29 protein-coding genes and 1 pseudogene are annotated in these 16,907 nt (G+C 56.6%); all 30 read right to left on the bottom strand.

The window, feature by feature from the left end; translation table 11 throughout:
* Positions 1-10: 10 nt before the first annotated feature.
* The 30 genes and pseudogenes from BI347_RS09370 to fusA all read right to left on the bottom strand — a co-directional run bounded on the left by BI347_RS09370 (position 11) and on the right by fusA (position 16,893).
* Positions 11-994 carry a DNA-directed RNA polymerase subunit alpha gene (locus BI347_RS09370; RefSeq protein ID WP_043579524.1) on the bottom strand — a complete coding sequence of 328 codons (984 nt, stop codon included), beginning with the start codon at positions 992-994 and terminating at the stop codon, positions 11-13.
* A 23-nt stretch (positions 995-1,017) separates the two neighbouring features.
* Positions 1,018-1,638 (bottom strand): 30S ribosomal protein S4, encoded by a 621-nt coding sequence (gene rpsD / locus BI347_RS09365; RefSeq protein WP_043579407.1) that lies wholly within the window; start codon positions 1,636-1,638, stop codon positions 1,018-1,020.
* Between the two features lie 18 nt (positions 1,639-1,656).
* Positions 1,657-2,052 carry a 30S ribosomal protein S11 gene (gene rpsK, locus BI347_RS09360; RefSeq protein ID WP_011137709.1) on the bottom strand — a complete coding sequence of 132 codons (396 nt, stop codon included), beginning with the start codon at positions 2,050-2,052 and terminating at the stop codon, positions 1,657-1,659.
* Between the two features lie 18 nt (positions 2,053-2,070).
* On the bottom strand, positions 2,071-2,433 hold the full coding sequence (rpsM, locus tag BI347_RS09355; protein WP_071114292.1) for a 30S ribosomal protein S13: 363 nt from the start codon (positions 2,431-2,433) through the stop codon (positions 2,071-2,073).
* Between the two features lie 70 nt (positions 2,434-2,503).
* A complete protein-coding gene (gene rpmJ, locus BI347_RS22615; protein WP_011137711.1) occupies positions 2,504-2,617 on the bottom strand; it encodes a 50S ribosomal protein L36 in 114 nt (37 codons plus the stop codon).
* Positions 2,618-2,655: 38 nt separating this feature from the next.
* Positions 2,656-2,793 (bottom strand): annotated as a pseudogene (locus BI347_RS22610) (S1 domain-containing protein); the annotation flags it as partial.
* Between the two features lie 86 nt (positions 2,794-2,879).
* Positions 2,880-4,199 carry a preprotein translocase subunit SecY gene (gene secY / locus BI347_RS09345; RefSeq protein WP_071114290.1) on the bottom strand — a complete coding sequence of 440 codons (1,320 nt, stop codon included), beginning with the start codon at positions 4,197-4,199 and terminating at the stop codon, positions 2,880-2,882.
* Positions 4,200-4,210: 11 nt separating this feature from the next.
* Positions 4,211-4,642, bottom strand: a complete 432-nt coding sequence (gene rplO / locus BI347_RS09340) for a 50S ribosomal protein L15 (RefSeq protein ID WP_071114289.1) — start codon at positions 4,640-4,642, stop codon at positions 4,211-4,213.
* A gap of 3 nt (positions 4,643-4,645) precedes the next feature.
* Positions 4,646-4,831 (bottom strand): 50S ribosomal protein L30, encoded by a 186-nt coding sequence (gene rpmD, locus BI347_RS09335; protein WP_011137715.1) that lies wholly within the window; start codon positions 4,829-4,831, stop codon positions 4,646-4,648.
* The gene (rpsE, locus tag BI347_RS09330) at positions 4,824-5,342 is read right to left on the bottom strand and encodes a 30S ribosomal protein S5 (RefSeq protein WP_071114288.1); all 519 of its coding nucleotides are present in this window, start codon (positions 5,340-5,342) and stop codon (positions 4,824-4,826) included. Before rpsE ends, rpmD begins: the two co-directional genes overlap by 8 nt.
* Positions 5,343-5,355: 13 nt before the next feature.
* A complete protein-coding gene (rplR, locus tag BI347_RS09325; protein ID WP_043579398.1) occupies positions 5,356-5,709 on the bottom strand; it encodes a 50S ribosomal protein L18 in 354 nt (117 codons plus the stop codon).
* A 13-nt stretch (positions 5,710-5,722) separates the two neighbouring features.
* Positions 5,723-6,256: a 50S ribosomal protein L6 gene (rplF, locus tag BI347_RS09320; RefSeq protein ID WP_071114287.1), complete on the bottom strand. Its 534-nt coding sequence runs from the start codon at positions 6,254-6,256 to the stop codon at positions 5,723-5,725.
* Between the two features lie 9 nt (positions 6,257-6,265).
* Complete coding sequence (gene rpsH, locus BI347_RS09315; protein ID WP_071114286.1) at positions 6,266-6,661, bottom strand: 30S ribosomal protein S8; 396 nt, start codon at positions 6,659-6,661, stop codon at positions 6,266-6,268.
* Between the two features lie 14 nt (positions 6,662-6,675).
* A complete protein-coding gene (gene rpsN, locus BI347_RS22605) occupies positions 6,676-6,981 on the bottom strand; it encodes a 30S ribosomal protein S14 (RefSeq protein ID WP_083338780.1) in 306 nt (101 codons plus the stop codon).
* Positions 6,982-6,985: 4 nt separating this feature from the next.
* Positions 6,986-7,525 carry a 50S ribosomal protein L5 gene (gene rplE / locus BI347_RS09305; protein WP_043579390.1) on the bottom strand — a complete coding sequence of 180 codons (540 nt, stop codon included), beginning with the start codon at positions 7,523-7,525 and terminating at the stop codon, positions 6,986-6,988.
* Positions 7,526-7,534: 9 nt separating this feature from the next.
* Positions 7,535-7,849 (bottom strand): 50S ribosomal protein L24, encoded by a 315-nt coding sequence (gene rplX, locus BI347_RS09300; RefSeq protein ID WP_071114284.1) that lies wholly within the window; start codon positions 7,847-7,849, stop codon positions 7,535-7,537.
* Between the two features lie 9 nt (positions 7,850-7,858).
* Positions 7,859-8,227 carry a 50S ribosomal protein L14 gene (gene rplN / locus BI347_RS09295; RefSeq protein ID WP_043579386.1) on the bottom strand — a complete coding sequence of 123 codons (369 nt, stop codon included), beginning with the start codon at positions 8,225-8,227 and terminating at the stop codon, positions 7,859-7,861.
* A gap of 203 nt (positions 8,228-8,430) precedes the next feature.
* Positions 8,431-8,694 carry a 30S ribosomal protein S17 gene (gene rpsQ / locus BI347_RS09290; RefSeq protein WP_011137724.1) on the bottom strand — a complete coding sequence of 88 codons (264 nt, stop codon included), beginning with the start codon at positions 8,692-8,694 and terminating at the stop codon, positions 8,431-8,433.
* 1 nt (position 8,695) lies between these two features.
* Complete coding sequence (gene rpmC, locus BI347_RS09285) at positions 8,696-8,884, bottom strand: 50S ribosomal protein L29 (protein ID WP_071114283.1); 189 nt, start codon at positions 8,882-8,884, stop codon at positions 8,696-8,698.
* Positions 8,884-9,300 (bottom strand): 50S ribosomal protein L16, encoded by a 417-nt coding sequence (rplP, locus tag BI347_RS09280; protein WP_071114282.1) that lies wholly within the window; start codon positions 9,298-9,300, stop codon positions 8,884-8,886. The genes rpmC and rplP overlap by 1 nt, the downstream gene beginning before the upstream one ends.
* Positions 9,284-9,985: a 30S ribosomal protein S3 gene (rpsC, locus tag BI347_RS09275; RefSeq protein WP_071114281.1), complete on the bottom strand. Its 702-nt coding sequence runs from the start codon at positions 9,983-9,985 to the stop codon at positions 9,284-9,286. Before rpsC ends, rplP begins: the two co-directional genes overlap by 17 nt.
* Positions 9,986-9,995: 10 nt before the next feature.
* Positions 9,996-10,325, bottom strand: coding sequence for a 50S ribosomal protein L22 (gene rplV / locus BI347_RS09270; protein ID WP_021478358.1), 330 nt, complete (start codon positions 10,323-10,325; stop codon positions 9,996-9,998).
* 9 nt (positions 10,326-10,334) lie between these two features.
* Positions 10,335-10,613: a 30S ribosomal protein S19 gene (rpsS, locus tag BI347_RS22600; RefSeq protein ID WP_011137729.1), complete on the bottom strand. Its 279-nt coding sequence runs from the start codon at positions 10,611-10,613 to the stop codon at positions 10,335-10,337.
* Positions 10,614-10,619: 6 nt separating this feature from the next.
* Positions 10,620-11,453 (bottom strand): 50S ribosomal protein L2, encoded by an 834-nt coding sequence (gene rplB / locus BI347_RS22595; RefSeq protein ID WP_083338779.1) that lies wholly within the window; start codon positions 11,451-11,453, stop codon positions 10,620-10,622.
* Between the two features lie 11 nt (positions 11,454-11,464).
* Complete coding sequence (gene rplW, locus BI347_RS09260; protein WP_043579379.1) at positions 11,465-11,773, bottom strand: 50S ribosomal protein L23; 309 nt, start codon at positions 11,771-11,773, stop codon at positions 11,465-11,467.
* Complete coding sequence (rplD, locus tag BI347_RS09255; RefSeq protein ID WP_071109263.1) at positions 11,770-12,390, bottom strand: 50S ribosomal protein L4; 621 nt, start codon at positions 12,388-12,390, stop codon at positions 11,770-11,772. Before rplD ends, rplW begins: the two co-directional genes overlap by 4 nt.
* Positions 12,390-13,034 (bottom strand): 50S ribosomal protein L3, encoded by a 645-nt coding sequence (gene rplC / locus BI347_RS09250; RefSeq protein ID WP_071114280.1) that lies wholly within the window; start codon positions 13,032-13,034, stop codon positions 12,390-12,392. Before rplC ends, rplD begins: the two co-directional genes overlap by 1 nt.
* A 158-nt stretch (positions 13,035-13,192) precedes the next feature.
* On the bottom strand, positions 13,193-13,504 hold the full coding sequence (gene rpsJ, locus BI347_RS09245) for a 30S ribosomal protein S10 (protein ID WP_011137734.1): 312 nt from the start codon (positions 13,502-13,504) through the stop codon (positions 13,193-13,195).
* 17 nt (positions 13,505-13,521) lie between these two features.
* Positions 13,522-14,712, bottom strand: a complete 1,191-nt coding sequence (gene tuf, locus BI347_RS09240; RefSeq protein WP_071114270.1) for an elongation factor Tu — start codon at positions 14,710-14,712, stop codon at positions 13,522-13,524.
* 81 nt (positions 14,713-14,793) lie between these two features.
* Positions 14,794-16,893 carry an elongation factor G gene (gene fusA, locus BI347_RS09235; protein WP_071114279.1) on the bottom strand — a complete coding sequence of 700 codons (2,100 nt, stop codon included), beginning with the start codon at positions 16,891-16,893 and terminating at the stop codon, positions 14,794-14,796.
* Between the last annotated feature and the right edge of the window lie 14 nt (positions 16,894-16,907).

Genomic DNA, 16,907 nt, shown 5'->3' with positions numbered 1-16,907 from the left:
ATCTCAAACCTTACGGCTTTTCGAGGCCAGCAGGCGGCCAGTTCTCCAGCTTCATGCCGAGAGTCAGGCCTTTGGAAGCGAGAACTTCCTTGATCTCGTTCAGCGACTTGCGGCCGAGGTTCGGAGTTTTCAGAAGCTCGGTTTCAGTACGCTGGATCAGATCGCCGATGTAATAAATGTTCTCAGCTTTCAGGCAGTTGGCCGAACGAACCGTCAGTTCAAGATCGTCTACCGGACGCAGCAGGATCGGATCGATCGGCGGCGCCTTTTCAACGACTTCTTCAACCGCTGTGCCCTGAAGATCTGCAAAGATGGACAACTGATCCATCAGGATGCGGGCCGCGTTGCGCACGGCCTGCTCCGGCTCGATGACGCCGTTGGTCTCGATGTCGAGAACCAGGCGGTCGAGGTCGGTACGTTGCTCCACACGGGCGCTTTCCACAGCAAAGCTCACGCGGCGAACCGGCGAGAAGGAAGCGTCCAGTTGGATGGTACCGATGGAACGGTTGTCATCATGGCTGGATCGAACGGACACCGGCTGATAACCGCGGCCCTTTTCGATCTTGATCTCCATGTCGATCTTACCGCCGGACGAGAGGTGACAAATCACGTGTTCCGGATTGATCACTTCCACATCATGCGGCAGCTCGATATCGCTAGCCAAGACAGCGCCTTCACCGTCCTTTTTCAAGGTCAGCACGACACTGTCGCGACCATGCAGCTTAAGCACTACGCCCTTGAGGTTGAGGAGGATGTCAACGACATCCTCCCGCACGCCGTCAAGTGCGGAATACTCATGCAAAACGCCAGCGATAGTCACTTCGGTCGGAGCGTAGCCCGGCATCGACGACAACAGAATACGGCGCAGCGAATTGCCCAGGGTATGGGCATAGCCGCGCTCGAACGGCTCCATCGACACGCGAGCGTGAGTTGCGGAAACCGGCTGTACGTCGATGAGACGGGGTTTCAGAAATTCCGAAGCGCTGTTTTGCATAGTCATTCCCTAAGAGCTAGCGATTACTTGGAGTAGAATTCCACAACGAGTTGTTCGTTGATATCGCTAGACAGTTCGGAACGTTCCGGTGCGGATTTGAAGACGCCTTCCATTTTCTTGGAGTCAACCGACACCCAAGACGGGAAGCCACCTTGCTCGGCCAGAGCCAGGCCTTCAGCGATACGAGCCTGTTTCTTGGCTTTTTCGCGGACGGACACTACGTCACCGGCTTTAACCTGGTACGACGGAATGTTCACAACCTGGCCATTCACAACGATAGCCTTGTGGCTTACCAGCTGGCGCGCTTCGGCGCGAGTGGAGCCAAAGCCCATGCGATATACAACGTTGTCCAGGCGGGACTCAAGCAGCTTCAGCAGGTTTTCACCCGTAGAGCCCTTGCGGCGCACAGCTTCCGCAAAGTAGTTGCGGAACTGACGCTCGAGTACGCCGTAGATGCGGCGGATTTTCTGCTTTTCACGCAGCTGGACGCCATAGTCGGACAGGCGGCCGCGACGGGCGCCATGCTGACCAGGAGGGGTGTCCAGTTTGCATTTGGAATCCAGTGCACGACGCGCGCTCTTCAGGAAAAGGTCGGTGCCTTCACGACGAGCGAGCTTGCACTTCGGGCCAATATAACGTGCCATGTTCTCACACTCTCCGAATTAGATACGACGTTTTTTGGGCGGACGGCAACCGTTGTGCGGTACCGGCGTCACGTCGGAGATGCTGGTGATCTTGAAGCCCAGCGAGTTGAGTGCGCGAACAGCGGATTCACGACCCGGGCCCGGGCCTTTAATACGAACTTCGAGGTTCTTCACACCATATTCTTGGGCAACTTTACCAGCGTGCTCTGCAGCTACCTGAGCAGCAAAGGGTGTACTCTTGCGCGAGCCCTTAAAACCAGCGCCGCCAGAGGTAGCCCAAGACAGTGCATTGCCTTGACGGTCGGTGATAGTGATGATGGTGTTGTTGAACGAAGCGTGAACGTGCACGATACCTTCGCTAACAGACTTGCGCACTTTTTTACGTACACGGACAGCTGTGTTTGCTTTAGCCATTCTCTGTGTTCCTTAAGATTACTTCTTGCCGGCGATCGCCTTACGCGGTCCCTTGCGGGTACGAGCGTTAGTGCGAGTGCGCTGACCGCGGCACGGCAAGCCACGACGATGGCGCATGCCGCGATAGCAGCCCATGTCCATCAGACGTTTGATGCTCATGGTGATTTCGCGACGCAGGTCACCTTCAACGGTGAACTTCGCCACTGCATCACGCAGAGTTTCCATCTCGGCGTCCGTCAGATCCTTCACTTTCGTGGAAGGATTCACGCTGGCAGCAGCACAAATCTGCTGGGCGCGAGTCTGACCGATGCCGAAGATTGCCTGCAGGCCGATAACGGCATGCGCATGATTGGGGATATTTACCCCTGCAATACGGGCCATACTCTTTCCTTAAGCCTTAAGACCTTGAAAAGTTTGCGATTGTATCACGCAAATCGAGGTCTAACAAATGTTAGCCTTGTTTTTGCTTGTGACGCGGGTCCGTGCAGATCACGCGTACTACGCGATTGCGACGGATAATTTTGCAATTACGGCAAATCTTCTTTACAGAAGGCTGTACTCGCATGTTCAGATCCTTTCAAATCCAAATAAAGAGCGAATGCGTTACTTCGCACGGAACACAATGTGCGCCCGGGACTGATCAAATGAAGCGGGCTTCATCATCACTTGCTCGCCTGGCAGAATGCGGATGCAGGACATCCGCATCTTCCCAGAGATATATCCCAGTACCACGTGTCCATTTCCAGCCAGGCTCCGGGGAACTCCCCGGGACCCAGTCGTGAAACTGGATAGTGTCTTCTCAGCCACACCCAGCGTGAACTCGTGTGTCAGCGGGTAAGGGCGTTGCCTTTGAAGTTGGCCTTCTTCAGCAAGCTCTCATACTGATGCGACAACACATAGGACTGCACCTGAGCCATGAAGTCCATGGTCACCACCACCATGATCAGCAGCGATGTACCACCGAAGTAGAACGGCACGTTCCACTTCAGGATCAGGAATTCCGGCAGCAGGCAGACCAGCGTGATATAGATCGCACCGATCAGTGTCAGTCGCAGAATGATCTTCTCGATGTAGCGGGAAGTCTGCTCACCTGGACGGATGCCTGGAATGAACGCCCCACTCTTCTTCAAGTTGTCTGCCGTTTCCTTCGGGTTGAAAACCAACGCCGTGTAGAAATAGCAGAAGAAGATGATTGCAGCAGCATACAACAGCACATAGATAGGCTGACCCGGATGCAGTTTGTCGGCCACACCCTTCAACCAGGACATGTGCTCACCCTGGCCAAACCAGCCGAGAACGGTGGCCGGGAACAGAATGATGCTGGATGCAAAGATCGGAGGAATCACCCCTGCCATGTTGAGCTTGAGCGGCAGATGCGTGCTCTGGCCCTGCATGACGCGATTGCCAACCTGACGCTTGGCGTAGTTCACCAGAACCTTGCGTTGGCCACGCTCAGCGTAGACCACCACGAAAGTCACCAGGATCACCGCGACAAACAGCACGATCGCAAACAGGATAGGCAACGAGCCCTGACTGGTAAGAGTCAGGGTTTTACCGATGGCAGCCGGAACACCCGACGCGATACCGGCGCAGATGATCAGCGAGATACCGTTGCCGATACCGCGCTCGGTGATCTGTTCGCCCAACCACATCAGAAACATGGTTCCGGTGACCAGAGACACCACGGATGTCAGGTAAAACTCCCACTGAGCAGTCATCACCAGGTTTGGCTGCTTGTACAACATCACCGCGATGCCGAAACTTTGAAAAGTCGCGAGCAGCACGGTGGCGTAACGCGTGTACTGGGTTATCTTGCGACGTCCCGCATCGCCTTCCTTCTTCAGCTGCTTCAGGCTGGGCAATGCCTCGGCCGCGAGCTGCAGAATGATGGAAGCCGAGATGTACGGTGTGATGCCCAGGGCAAAAACCGTAAACCTCGAGAGGGCACCGCCCGAAAACATGTTGAACATGTCGAGCAGGCCCGTCTGCGATGTGTGGAACAACTTCGCTAGTTCGGCAGGGTTCACACCTGGCACCGGAATGTGCGCACCGATACGGTAAACGATCAATGCTCCAATCAGGAACCAGATTCTACGCTTCAGATCACCAAACTTATTGGCATTCGCCACTAGAGAAGTATTCGCCACAAATTTATGCCTTATTCAATGCTGCCGCCGGCAGCCTCGATGGCAGCGCGGGCGCCAGCGGTAACGCTGATACCACGCAGTTTGACCGCGCGCTCAACCTTACCGGACAGGACTACCTTGGCAACGAGTGCCTGAGCAGCCACCAGACCGGCTTGCTTGAGAGCCAGCAGATCGATTTCATCGACCGGCAGCAGGTTCAGTTCGGACAGGCGAACTTCGCAAACGAAGCGAGCCGTCAGCGACTTGAAGCCGCGCTTCGGCAGACGACGTTGCAGCGGCATTTGACCGCCTTCGAAGCCTACCTTGTGGAAACCACCGGCACGGCTCTTTTGACCCTTGTGGCCGCGGCCGCAAGTCTTGCCCAGGCCGGAACCGATGCCACGGCCGACACGGCGCTTGGCATGCTTGGCGCCGGCACCCGGTTGTACGGTGTTCAGCAGCATCTCTTAGCCCTCGAATTTGAGCAGGTAGCTGATCTTGTTGATCATGCCACGGTTTTCAGGGGTATCGAGCACTTCAACAGTCTGGCGAATCTTCTTCAGACCCAGACCACGGGCGCAGGCCTTGTGAGACTCCAGGCGACCGATCAGGCTCTTTACCAGAGTGACCTTAACAGTCTTGGCGTTACTCATGAACCACCCCCAGGATGTCCTCGACGCTCAGGCCACGCTTGGCGGCGATTTGCGCCGGAGTGCTGATGTTGCTCAGGCCGTTCAGAGTTGCACGAACCACGTTGTACGGGTTGGTGGAACCATGAATCTTGGCCGAAACGTTATGAACACCCATTGCGTCGAAGATCGCGCGCATCGGGCCACCGGCCTTCACGCCGGTACCTTCTTTGGCCGGCTGGATGAACACGGTGGTTGCACCGTGTTTGCCCACTACAGTGTGCTGCAGCGTGCCGTTCTTCAGCGGGATCTTGACCATGGTGTGGCGGGCCTGTTCCATTGCTTTTTGTACGGCAACCGGAACTTCCTTGGAACGACCCTTACCCATGCCGATACCGCCGTCGCCATCACCAACTACGGTCAGGGCAGAGAAAGCCATGATACGGCCGCCCTTGACCACTTTGGTGACGCGGTTGACGCTGATCATTTTCTCGACCAGACCGTCGCCGCGATCTTCCATTTCGTGCTTAGCCATTCTTCACTCCGAATTAGAATACGAGGCCGTGTTCGCGAGCGGCGTCAGCCAGTGCCTTCATGCGACCGTGGTATTTGAAACCGGAACGATCGAAAGCAACTTTCTCGATGCCAGCAGCTTTTGCCTTTTCGGCAATGCGCTTGCCGATCACGGCCGCAGCTGCCACGTTGCCGCCGTTGGAGAGTTCAGCGCGTACGTCGGCTTCCAGCGAGGAAGCGCTTGCCAGTACCTTGCTGCCGGTCTCATCAACGATCTGGGCGTAAATGTGGCTGTTGGTGCGGTACACAGTGAGACGCACCATCTTGAGCTCCGCGATCCGGGCACGGGTTTTACGTGCGCGGCGGAGTCGAGCTTGTTTCTTGTCCATATCAGTGCCTCAGTTACTTCTTCTTGGTTTCTTTCAGAACCACAACTTCATCAGCGTAGCGAACACCCTTGCCTTTGTAAGGCTCGGGAGCGCGGTAAGCGCGGATTTCAGCTGCGATCTGGCCTACGAGCTGCTTGTTGGCGCCCTTAACCAGGATCTCGGTCTGAGTCGGAGTCTCAACCTTGATGCCTTCGGGCATCTTGTGAGCTACCGGGTGGGAGAAACCAAGAGACAGGTTCAGCATATCGCCCTGAGCCTGGGCACGATAGCCCACGCCTACCAGTTGCAGCTTCTTCTCGAAGCCCTTGGATACGCCGTTAACCATGTTGTTCAACAGGGCGCGCAGGGTGCCGGACATGGCACGCGCGAACTTGCTGTCGTTCTTGGCAGCGAAAGTCAGCTGGTTGTTGTCCAGCTTGATTTCTACCTGTTCGCACAGAGCGGTGCTCAGGGTGCCCAGGGCCCCCTTTACAATCACTTCTGCAGCATTGAACTTCACTTCAACGCCAGCCGGAATGGCTACGGGATTCTTAGCTACGCGAGACATTTGACCCCCTTAAGCCACGACGCAGAGCAACTCGCCACCGATGCCGGTGGAGCGCGCTTTACGGTCAGTCATGATGCCTTGGGAAGTGGACAAGATCGCCACGCCCAGACCATTCATGACCTTCGGGATTTCGGTGGAGCCCTTGTACACGCGCAGGCCAGGACGGGAAACGCGGTCAATGCGCTCGATCACCGGACGGCCAGCGTAGTACTTGAGCTGGATATCGAGAACAGGCTTCTTGGCTTCGCCGGCAACGGCGAAATCTTCAATGTAGCCTTCTTCTTTCAGCACCTGCGCCAGCGCAACCTTCAGCTTGGAAGACGGCATGGAAACTGCCACCTTGGAAGCGCGTTGGCCGTTGCGGATGCGGGTCAACATATCGGAAATAGGATCGTGCATGCTCATTTATGTGTCTCCTATTACCAGCTGGCCTTAACAACACCCGGAATCTCACCCTTCATGGCGATCTCACGCAGCTTGTTACGACCCAAACCGAATTTGCGGAATACACCACGCGGACGACCGGTGATGGCGCAGCGACGACGCTGGCGTACCGGGGAAGCGTTGCGCGGCAGTTGCTGCAGTTGCAGGCGGGCGGCGAAACGCTCTTCTTCCGAGAGGCTCTGGTTGTTGATGGTGGCGATCAGGGCTTCACGCTTGGCGGAATACTTTTCAGCCAGCTTGACGCGCTTCTCTTCACGGTTAATCAGTGCAAGTCTTGCCATGTGCTTAACCCTTGAACGGGAACTTGAACGCGGCCAGCAGTGCGCGGGCCTCTTCGTCAGTCTTCGCCGTAGTGGTGACAGTAATGTTCATACCACGCAGAGCATCGATCTTGTCGTACTCGATTTCCGGGAAGATGATCTGTTCTTTGACGCCCATGTTGTAGTTGCCACGGCCATCGAAGGACTTGGCAGACACACCACGGAAGTCGCGAACGCGCGGCAGCGCGATGGTTACCAGGCGGTCCAGGAACTCGTACATGCGTTCGCGACGCAGAGTTACCTTGCAACCTACCGGGTAGTTGTCGCGGATCTTGAAGCCGGCGATGGACTTGCGGGCGGTGGTGACAACCGGCTTCTGGCCGGCGATCTTTTCCATATCGCCCACGGCGAATTCCATTACCTTTTTATCGGCAACGGCTTCGCCCACGCCCATGTTCACGGTGATCTTCTCGATACGCGGAACTTGCATGATCGACTTGTAGCCGAACTGTTTCATCAGTTCCGGCACTACGCTGTCTTTGTAGAAATCGTAGAGACGTGCCATGTTTGCTCCTTAGGCGCCGATAACTTCGCCGCTAGACTTGAACACGCGTACCTTACGGCCGTCTTCAAGAACCTTGAAGCCCACGCGGTCAGCCTTTTGGCTTGCCGGATTGAAAATCGCGACGTTCGATGCGTCCACAGGCATGGTTTTTTCAACGATGCCGCCAGCCACGCCACGTACCGGATTCGGTTTCTGGTGTTTTTTGGCGATGTTGACGCCTTCGACGACCAGCTTCTCGTCCAGAACACGCAGGACGGTGCCGCGCTTACCCTTGTCTTTGCCGGTGATTACTACGACTTCATCACCTTTACGAATTTTGCGCATGTGACCTCCTTACAGCACTTCAGGAGCCAGCGAAACGATCTTCATGAAGCGTTCGGTACGCAGTTCACGCGTAACGGGCCCGAAGATACGAGTGCCGATCGGCTCAAGCTTGTTGTTGAGCAGAACAGCAGCGTTGCTGTCAAACTTGATCAAAGAGCCATCCGGACGGCGCACGCCTTTGGCAGTGCGTACCACGACCGCATTGTAGACGTCGCCTTTTTTGACGCGACCACGCGGAGCGGCATCCTTGATGCTCACCTTGATAATGTCACCTACGCTAGCATAGCGACGCTTGGAGCCACCCAACACCTTGATGCACATAACGTGACGCGCACCAGTGTTGTCAGCGACCTCAAGCATGGTCTGCATTTGGATCATTTGATGATTACCTTTCTAATCCAACTTTATCCGTCACTTTCACCTGCCGGTTTCTCGCATAAAAGCAAGACCATACAGACGAAACGCCACAGAAAACTGTGGCGTATCCAACGGCCAGTTTTGGACCCCGTAAGGGCGGAACTCTTGCGAAAGTAGATGCAAGAGGTGGCCATTATACAGAGGACCGAAGTCCTCTGCAAGCTTTATACCTGGCGAGATTTCTCAACCAGGCCAGTTACCACCCACGACTTGGTCTTCGAGAGCGGACGGGACTCGCTGATAACTACCAGGTCGCCCGCCTTGAACTCGTTGTTCTCGTCGTGTGCGTGGAACTTCTTGGAGCGACGGATAATCTTGCCGTAGATCGGGTGCTTAACCTTGCGCTCGACCAGGACGGTAACAGTCTTATCCATCTTGTCGCTGACCACCACACCGGTCAGCGTACGTACCACTTTGGTTTCGCTCATCTTAAACTGCCTTTTCTTTCAGAACGGTGCGAACGCGAGCGATTTCACGACGCACTTTCTTCAGTTCAGAGGTCTTGGCGAGTTGCTGAGTAGCGTGCTGCATGCGCAGCGCAAACTGGGCCTTCAGCAGGCTCAGCAGTTCCGCCTTCAGCTCGTCAACAGTTTTGGCTTTCAGTTCGGACGCTTTCATTACTGACCTACCTGTTTGGTTACGAACACAGTGGCGATCGGCAGCTTAGCTGCGGCCAGACGGAAAGCTTCACGAGCGAGTTCCTCGGAAACACCATCCATTTCGTACAGCATCTTGCCAGGCTGAATCTCGGCCACGTAGAACTCCGGAGAGCCCTTACCGTTACCCATACGCACTTCTGCGGGCTTCGAGGTGATCGGCTTGTCCGGGAAGATGCGGATCCAAATGCGACCGCCACGCTTGATGTGGCGGGTCATCGCGCGACGCGCAGCTTCAATCTGGCGCGCGGTCAGGCGACCACGACCAACAGCCTTCAGACCGAAATCACCAAAGCTCACTTTGTTGCCACGAGTAGCGATACCCGTGTTGCGGCCTTTATGCTGTTTGCGGTACTTGAGTCTAGTTGGCTGCAGCATTGCGGGCACCCTTTCTCATTTTCTTCTCGGGAGCTGCCGGCGTGGCCACTACCTGGCCCGGCTTCAGCTCGCCTTTGTATACCCATACCTTGATGCCGATGATACCGTAGGTAGTCTTGGCTTCCGAGGTAGCGTAATCCACGTCGGCGCGCAGGGTATGCAGCGGAACGCGGCCTTCGCGGTACCATTCGCTACGCGCGATGTCGATACCGTTCAGACGACCGGAGGACATGATCTTGATGCCTTCGGCACCCAGACGCATGGCGTTCTGCATCGCGCGCTTCATGGCGCGACGGAACATCACGCGCTTCTCCAGCTGGGAAGCGATGCCGTCGGCGATGATTTGCGCGTCCAGTTCCGGCTTGCGAACTTCTTCGATGTTCACGTGTACCGGAACGCCCAGGCGCTTTTGCAGTTCTTGCTTCAGAACCTCAATGTCTTCGCCCTTCTTACCGATCACGACACCCGGACGGGCGCTGTGAATGGTGATGCGGGCGGACTTGGCCGGACGCTCGATGGTAACGCGGCCAACCGAAGCATGACCCAGACGCTTCTTCAGGAATTCGCGAACTTCGATATCCTGTTTCAGCATTTCCGGGAAGTTCTTCGAAGACGCGAACCACTTGGAAGACCAGTTTTTGTTAACGGCAAGACGGAATCCCGTCGGATGAATCTTCTGACCCATTTCTTACCCCTTAATTGCCAACGGTCAACGAGATGTGGCAGGTCTGCTTTTCGATGCGATTGCCACGACCCTTAGCACGGGCAGTGAAACGCTTCAGACTAGCGCCCTTGTCAACGAAGATGCTGGTGACACGCAGGGTGTCGATGTCAGCGCCTTCGTTGTGCTCGGCGTTAGCGATTGCAGATTCCAGCACTTTCTTGATGATTACCGCGCCCTTCTTCGGGGAGAAGGCCAGGATATTCAGCGCCTGGGCCACGGATTGACCGCGGACCAGATCGGCCACCAGGCGGCACTTTTGTGCCGACAGGCGAACACTTTTCAGATTTGCAGATACTCTCATCGCTTCACCTTACTTCTTCTTCGCCTTCTTATCGGCAGCATGGCCTTTGAAGGTGCGAGTCAGCGAGAATTCACCCAGTTTATGACCGACCATGTTTTCAGAAACATAGACGGGAACGTGAGTGCGACCGTTGTGTACAGCGATGGTCAAGCCAATGAAGTCCGGCAGGATGGTCGAACGACGGGACCAGGTCTTGATCGGACGCTTGTCGCTGGTTGCCCGTACCGCATCAACCTTTTTCAGGAGATGCAGGTCAACGAACGGGCCTTTTTTCTGCGAACGTGCCATTGTCAATTACCCTTTGTTGGAATAGCGACGGCGTACGATCATGTTGTCGGTACGCTTGTTGCGACGGGTACGGAAGCCCTTAGCCGGAGTGCCCCATGGGCTAACCGGCACGCGGCCTTCGCCAGTGCGGCCTTCACCACCACCGTGCGGGTGATCGATCGGGTTCATCGCCGTACCGCGAACGGTCGGGCGGATGCCGCGCCAACGAGAAGCACCTGCTTTACCCAGCTTGCGCAGGGAGTGCTCTTCATTACCCACTTCACCAACAGTTGCACGGCAATCGACGTGCACCAGGCGGATTTCGCCCGAGCGCAGACGCAGTTGAGCGTAAGCGCCTTCGCGAGCCAGCAGCATCGCAGAAGCACCAGCGGAGCGAACCATCTGGGCGCCCTTGCCAGGTTGCAGTTCCACGCAGTGGATAGTGGTACCCACCGGGATGTTGCGGATCGGCAGGGTGTTACCGGCCTTGATCGGCGCTTCCGAACCGGACAGCAATACGGCACCAACCTTCACACCGCGCGGGGCGATGATGTAGCGGCGCTCGCCGTCGGCGTAGCACAGGAGGGCGATGTGGGCAGTGCGGTTCGGGTCGTATTCGACGCGTTCCACCTTAGCCGGGATGCCATCCTTGTTGCGACGGAAGTCGATCAGACGGTAGTGCTTCTTATGGCCGCCACCACGATGACGCGTAGTGATGTGACCATTGTTGTTACGGCCACCGGTCGAGTTTTTCTTCTCAACCAGGGCAGCGTGCGGAGCACCTTTGTGCAGGTCAGGGTGTACTACCTTGACAACGGCACGGCGACCCGCGGAAGTCGGTTTTACCTTAACGATAGGCATGCTCTATCTCCTTACTCCGCCGCGGCCGGGGTAGCGGTCAGATCAATTTCTTGACCTTCGACCAAGCTTACGTAGGCCTTTTTCCAGTCACTGCGACGACCGGTGGAACGGCCGAAACGCTTAACCTTGCCCTTGACGTTCACAGTGGAAACGCCTTCAACTTTTACGTTGAACAGCATCTCAACAGCCGCCTTGATTTCCGGCTTGGTTGCGTTGGTAGCAACACGGAACGCCATTTGCTGATGCTTCTCAGCGATCATGGTGCTCTTTTCGGAAACGATGGGAGCAAGGATTACTTGCAACAGACGTTCTTGGTTCATGCCCACTGCTCCTCCAGTTGCTTCACGGCGTCGCGGGTGATCACGGTCTTCTTGAAGCGCAGCAGGCTGTACGGGTCAGCTTGTTGAGCCTCGATAACCAGCACGTTCGGCAGGTTACGCGAAGAGAGATAGAGGTTTTCGTTCAGTTCACCAGTGATGAACAGAGCCTGCTCCAGACCCATCGGCTGAACAGTACCCACGAACTCCTTGGTCTTCGGGCTGGCTACATTGAGCTCGTCCACGATGATCAGACGCTCGTCACGCACCAGTTGCGACAGGATAGCCGCCATACCAGCACGGAACATCTTGCGGTTGATCTTCTGGGTGAAGTTCTCGTCCGGCTTGTTCGGGAAAGCACGGCCACCACCACGACGGTTCGGGGTGGAAGTCATACCTGCACGAGCGTTACCAGTGCCCTTCTGACGGAACGGCTTCTTGGTCGAGTGCTTCACTTCTGCACGAGTCAGCTGGGCACGGTTGCCGCTACGGGCGTTCGCCAGGAACGCGGTAACGACTTGGTGTACCAGAGCTTCGTTGTAGTCGCGGCCGAACAGGGAGTCGGACACTTGCAGGCTACCAACAGCCTTGCCTTGGGTATTGATTACATTCAATTCCATCACGCACCCGCTTTCACGCTAGGACGCACGACCACGTCGCCGTTCTTGGCGCCCGGGACTGCGCCCTTGACCAGGATCAGCTGACGCTCTGCGTCGATACGAACGATCTCGAGGCACTGTACAGTGCTCTTGACGTTACCGTACTGACCAGCCATGCGCTTACCCGGGAAAACGCGACCCGGATCCTGCGCCTGACCGATGGAACCCGGCGTATTGTGCGAACGCGAGTTACCGTGGGAAGCACGGTTGGAAGAGAAGTTGTGACGCTTGATCACACCGGAGAAGCCCTTACCCTTGGAGGTACCGGTAATATCAACCAGTTGACCAACAGCGAAGGTTTCAACAGCGACAGCATCGCCCAGCTTGAAGTTGGCAACGGTTTCAGCCGACAGAGCGAACTCTACCAGGACTTCACCTGCTTCAACGCCAGCCTTGGCGAAGTGGCCAGCTGCAGCCTTGTTTACACGATTGGCTTTTTTCGAGCCAAAAGTAACCTGCACGGCATTGTAGCCGTCGGTTTCTGCAGTTTTGATTTGCGTGACGCGGTTAGCGGACATGTCCAGCACAGTTACCGGGATGGTTGCGCCATCTTCGGCAAAAATGCGGGTCATGCCGACTTTGCGACCGACAAGACCTAAACTCATGTTTATTTCCTTTTTCAGGCGCCGATTGCGATTGACCGGCATAAAAAACACGACATAAAAAACAAAAACGGACTCGCCAATATGGCGAGTCCGCTAATGTATCACAGAAAATTCAAGAATCGCAAGCACTTAGCTCGCAAACCCTTGAACTTAAGCGATTACTGCAGCTTGATTTCCACATCCACACCGGCCGGCAGGTCGAGCTTCATCAGAGCATCGACGGTCTTGTCGGTCGGATCAACGATGTCCATCAGACGCAGGTGCGTGCGGATTTCCAGCTGGTCGCGGGAAGTCTTGTTCACGTGCGGCGAACGCAGGACGTTGAAACGCTCGATTTTGGTCGGCAGCGGAACCGGGCCCTTGACTACGGCGCCGGTGCGCTTGGCGGTTTCAACGATTTCCTGAGCGGAACGGTCGATCAGGTTGTAATCGAACGCCTTCAGACGGATGCGGATTTTTTGGCTAGACATGAAAATCTCCGGTCCGATTAAGCGATGATCTTGGAAACAACGCCGGCGCCGACGGTACGGCCACCTTCGCGGATCGCGAAACGCAGACCCTCTTCCATCGCGATCGGTGCGATCAGCTTAACGGTGATTTCCACGTTATCGCCCGGCATTACCATTTCCACGCCCTCAGCCAGCGTAACCGCGCCGGTCACGTCAGTGGTGCGGAAGTAGAACTGCGGACGGTAGTTGGCGAAGAACGGAGTGTGACGACCGCCCTCTTCCTTGCTCAACACGTACACGGAACCGCTGAACTCGGTGTGCGGCTTGATGGAGCCCGGCTTCACCAGAACTTGGCCACGCTCAACGTCTTCACGCTTGGTGCCGCGCAGCAGCACGCCCACATTGTCGCCAGCCTGACCTTGGTCCAGCAACTTGCGGAACATTTCCACGCCGGTGCAGGTGGTCTTGGCGGTTTCTTTCAGGCCAACGATTTCCAGCTCTTCGCCGACTTTCACGATGCCGCGCTCTACACGACCGGTCACCACGGTGCCGCGGCCGGAGATCGAGAACACGTCTTCGATCGGCAGCAGGAACGGCTTGTCGATAGCGCGTTCCGGAGTCGGGATGTAGGAATCCAGAGCAGCGGCCAGACGGAAGATCGACGGTTCGCCCATTTCGGACTGGTCGCCTTCCAGCGCCAGACGAGCGGAGCCGGTTACGATCGGGGTGTCGTCGCCCGGGAAGTCGTAGGAAGACAGCAGATCGCGCACTTCCATTTCAACCAGTTCCAGCAGCTCGGCGTCGTCAACCAGGTCAGCCTTGTTCAGGTAGACGATGATGTACGGCACGCCAACCTGGCGGGACAGCAGGATGTGTTCGCGGGTTTGCGGCATCGGACCATCAGCGGCCGAGCAGACCAGGATCGCGCCGTCCATCTGGGCGGCACCGGTGATCATGTTCTTAACGTAGTCGGCGTGACCCGGGCAATCTACGTGTGCGTAGTGGCGGGCTTCGGTTTCGTACTCAACGTGCGCGGTATTGATGGTAATACCACGTGCCTTTTCTTCCGGCGCGCTATCGATCTGGGAGTAGTCTTTAGCTTCGCCACCGAACTTCTTCGACAGAATGGTGGTGATAGCAGCGGTCAGAGTGGTTTTACCATGGTCAACGTGACCGATGGTGCCTACGTTTACGTGCGGCTTGGTCCGCGCAAACTTTTCTTTTGCCATTTTGCAAAAATCCTTAATTAAAGAACATTAGATCGGGACTGATCGGTCTTGATTGAAAAAGCCGACCAGCCTCAGCGCGCATTACTTCTTGGCGGCCATTACAGCGTCAGCGACGTGCTTCGGAGCCTGGGAGTAGTGCTTGAACTCCATCGAGTAGGTAGCACGGCCTTGGGTGGCCGAACGCAGATCAGTGGAGTAGCCGAACATCTCGGCCAGCGGTACTTCGGCCTTGATGATCTTGCCGCCCAGACCGTCGTCGTCCATGCCTTGAACCATGCCGCGACGGCGGTTCAAGTCACCCATGACGTCACCCATGTACTCTTCCGGAGTCTCCACTTCCACGGCCATCATCGGCTCGAGAATGCACGGACCGGCGCGGCGCATGGCTTCCTTGAATGCCATGGAGCCAGCCAGTTCGAACGCGATCTGCGAGGAGTCGACGTCATGGTAGGAACCGAAGGTCAGACGCACGGTAACGTCAACCACCGGGAAGCCGGCGAGAATACCGTTGGACAGGGTGTTTTGAATACCCTTGTCCACGGACGGTATGAATTCGCGCGGAATCACGCCACCCTTGATCTCGTCGACAAACTTGTAGCCATTGCCTTCGCCGGACGGCTCCAGGGTGATGACCGCGTGACCGTACTGACCCTTACCGCCGGACTGCTTGACGTGCTTGCCGTCAACGTCGGTAACCGTCTTGGTGATGGTTTCGCGATAAGCAACCTGCGGCGCGCCAACGTTGGCCTCAACGCCGAATTCACGACGCATGCGGTCAACCAGAATTTCCAGGTGCAGTTCGCCCATACCGGAAATGATGGTCTGGCCGGATTCTTCGTCGGTACGCACGCGGAACGACGGGTCTTCCTTAGCCAGGCGATTCAGGGCAACGCCCATTTTCTCCTGGTCGGCCTTGGTCTTCGGCTCAACGGCAACGTGAATCACCGGCTCCGGGAATTCCATGCGCTCCAGGATCAACGGAGCGTCGATCGCGCACAGGGTTTCACCGGTGGTGACTTCTTTCAGACCGATGGCAGCCGCGATGTCGCCGGCGTGCACTTCTTCGATCTCTTTACGGTCGTTGGCGTGCATCTGCACGATACGGCCGATACGTTCCTTCTTGCCCTTGACCGAGTTCAGCACGGTGTCGCCGGACTTCACCACGCCGGAGTAGACGCGGAAGAAGGTCAGCTGGCCCACGTACGGGTCGTTCATCAGCTTGAACGCCAGCGCGGAGAACGATGCGCTGTCGGAAGCTTCGCGAGTGGTCGGCGTGCCATCTTCGTTCTCGCCCGGAACCGGGGGAACGTCGAGCGGGCTCGGCAACAGTTCGATCACGGCGTCCAGCATGCGCTGAACACCCTTGTTCTTGAACGCGGAACCGCACAGCATCGGCTGGATTTCGCACTTCAGGGTACGTTCGCGCAGACCGGCAACGATTTCTTCCTCGGTCAGCGTCTCGCCGCCCAAGTACTTGTCCATCATTTCTTCGCTGACTTCGGCGGCGGCTTCAACCATCTTCTCGCGCCATTCTTCGGCAACGGAAACCAGGTCGGCCGGGATTTCGCCGTATTCGAACTTCATGCCCTGAGACGCCTCATCCCAGATGATGGCCTTCATCTTCAGCAGGTCAACCACGCCGGTGAAGGTATCTTCAGCGCCGATAGGCACAACGATGGGCACCGGGTTGCCACGCAGGCGAGTCTTCACCTGCTCAACCGCGCGGAAGAAGTTGGCGCCTTGACGGTCCATCTTGTTCACGAACGCGATGCGCGGAACCTTGTACTTGTTGGCCTGGCGCCATACGGTTTCCGACTGGGGCTGAACACCACCCACAGCGCAGTAAACCATTACCGCACCGTCCAGCACACGCATGGAACGCTCTACCTCGATGGTAAAGTCCACGTGTCCCGGGGTATCGATGATATTGAAATGGTGGGCCGGATACTGCATGGCCATGCCTTTCCAATAGGTGGTGGTAGCAGCGGAAGTGATGGTGATGCCACGTTCCTGCTCCTGCTCCATCCAGTCCATGGTGGCGGCGCCATCATGCACTTCACCGATCTTGTGGTTCACACCGGTGTAAAACAGAATACGCTCGGTAGTAGTAGTCTTACCGGCGTCAATGTGAGCGGAGATACCAATGTTACGGTAGCGCTCTAGGGGGGTTTTCCGTGCCACGATCTACACCTTGA

Origin of the sequence: Chromobacterium sphagni, assembly GCF_001855575.1 — a bacterium.
Classification (GTDB): domain Bacteria; phylum Pseudomonadota; class Gammaproteobacteria; order Burkholderiales; family Chromobacteriaceae; genus Chromobacterium; species Chromobacterium sphagni.
Note: the sequence above shows the minus strand (reverse complement) of the source record. Positions and strands in the feature narration are given on the sequence as shown.

Excerpts from the sequence above, each read along its gene's own strand:
- BI347_RS09370 (WP_043579524.1), bottom strand. The coding sequence starts at position 994 with ATGCAAAACAGCGCTTCGGAATTTCTGAAACCCCGTCTCATCGACGTA.
- rpsD (WP_043579407.1), bottom strand. The coding sequence starts at position 1,638 with ATGGCACGTTATATTGGCCCGAAGTGCAAGCTCGCTCGTCGTGAAGGC.
- rpsK (WP_011137709.1), bottom strand. The coding sequence starts at position 2,052 with ATGGCTAAAGCAAACACAGCTGTCCGTGTACGTAAAAAAGTGCGCAAG.
- rpsM (WP_071114292.1), bottom strand. The coding sequence starts at position 2,433 with ATGGCCCGTATTGCAGGGGTAAATATCCCCAATCATGCGCATGCCGTT.
- rpmJ (WP_011137711.1), bottom strand. The coding sequence starts at position 2,617 with ATGCGAGTACAGCCTTCTGTAAAGAAGATTTGCCGTAATTGCAAAATT.
- rplO (WP_071114289.1), bottom strand. The coding sequence starts at position 4,642 with ATGCTGCTGAACACCGTACAACCGGGTGCCGGCGCCAAGCATGCCAAG.
- rpmD (WP_011137715.1), bottom strand. The coding sequence starts at position 4,831 with ATGAGTAACGCCAAGACTGTTAAGGTCACTCTGGTAAAGAGCCTGATC.
- rpsE (WP_071114288.1), bottom strand. The coding sequence starts at position 5,342 with ATGGCTAAGCACGAAATGGAAGATCGCGGCGACGGTCTGGTCGAGAAA.
- rplR (WP_043579398.1), bottom strand. The coding sequence starts at position 5,709 with ATGGACAAGAAACAAGCTCGACTCCGCCGCGCACGTAAAACCCGTGCC.
- rplF (WP_071114287.1), bottom strand. The coding sequence starts at position 6,256 with ATGTCTCGCGTAGCTAAGAATCCCGTAGCCATTCCGGCTGGCGTTGAA.
- rpsH (WP_071114286.1), bottom strand. The coding sequence starts at position 6,661 with ATGAGCATGCACGATCCTATTTCCGATATGTTGACCCGCATCCGCAAC.
- rpsN (WP_083338780.1), bottom strand. The coding sequence starts at position 6,981 with ATGGCAAGACTTGCACTGATTAACCGTGAAGAGAAGCGCGTCAAGCTG.
- rplE (WP_043579390.1), bottom strand. The coding sequence starts at position 7,525 with ATGGCACGTCTCTACGATTTCTACAAAGACAGCGTAGTGCCGGAACTG.
- rplX (WP_071114284.1), bottom strand. The coding sequence starts at position 7,849 with ATGCGCAAAATTCGTAAAGGTGATGAAGTCGTAGTAATCACCGGCAAA.
- rplN (WP_043579386.1), bottom strand. The coding sequence starts at position 8,227 with ATGATCCAAATGCAGACCATGCTTGAGGTCGCTGACAACACTGGTGCG.
- rpsQ (WP_011137724.1), bottom strand. The coding sequence starts at position 8,694 with ATGAGCGAAACCAAAGTGGTACGTACGCTGACCGGTGTGGTGGTCAGC.
- rpmC (WP_071114283.1), bottom strand. The coding sequence starts at position 8,884 with ATGAAAGCGTCCGAACTGAAAGCCAAAACTGTTGACGAGCTGAAGGCG.
- rplP (WP_071114282.1), bottom strand. The coding sequence starts at position 9,300 with ATGCTGCAGCCAACTAGACTCAAGTACCGCAAACAGCATAAAGGCCGC.
- rpsC (WP_071114281.1), bottom strand. The coding sequence starts at position 9,985 with ATGGGTCAGAAGATTCATCCGACGGGATTCCGTCTTGCCGTTAACAAA.
- rplV (WP_021478358.1), bottom strand. The coding sequence starts at position 10,325 with ATGAGAGTATCTGCAAATCTGAAAAGTGTTCGCCTGTCGGCACAAAAG.
- rpsS (WP_011137729.1), bottom strand. The coding sequence starts at position 10,613 with ATGGCACGTTCGCAGAAAAAAGGCCCGTTCGTTGACCTGCATCTCCTG.
- rplB (WP_083338779.1), bottom strand. The coding sequence starts at position 11,453 with ATGCCTATCGTTAAGGTAAAACCGACTTCCGCGGGTCGCCGTGCCGTT.
- rplW (WP_043579379.1), bottom strand. The coding sequence starts at position 11,773 with ATGAACCAAGAACGTCTGTTGCAAGTAATCCTTGCTCCCATCGTTTCC.
- rplD (WP_071109263.1), bottom strand. The coding sequence starts at position 12,390 with ATGGAATTGAATGTAATCAATACCCAAGGCAAGGCTGTTGGTAGCCTG.
- rplC (WP_071114280.1), bottom strand. The coding sequence starts at position 13,034 with ATGAGTTTAGGTCTTGTCGGTCGCAAAGTCGGCATGACCCGCATTTTT.
- rpsJ (WP_011137734.1), bottom strand. The coding sequence starts at position 13,504 with ATGTCTAGCCAAAAAATCCGCATCCGTCTGAAGGCGTTCGATTACAAC.
- tuf (WP_071114270.1), bottom strand. The coding sequence starts at position 14,712 with ATGGCAAAAGAAAAGTTTGCGCGGACCAAGCCGCACGTAAACGTAGGC.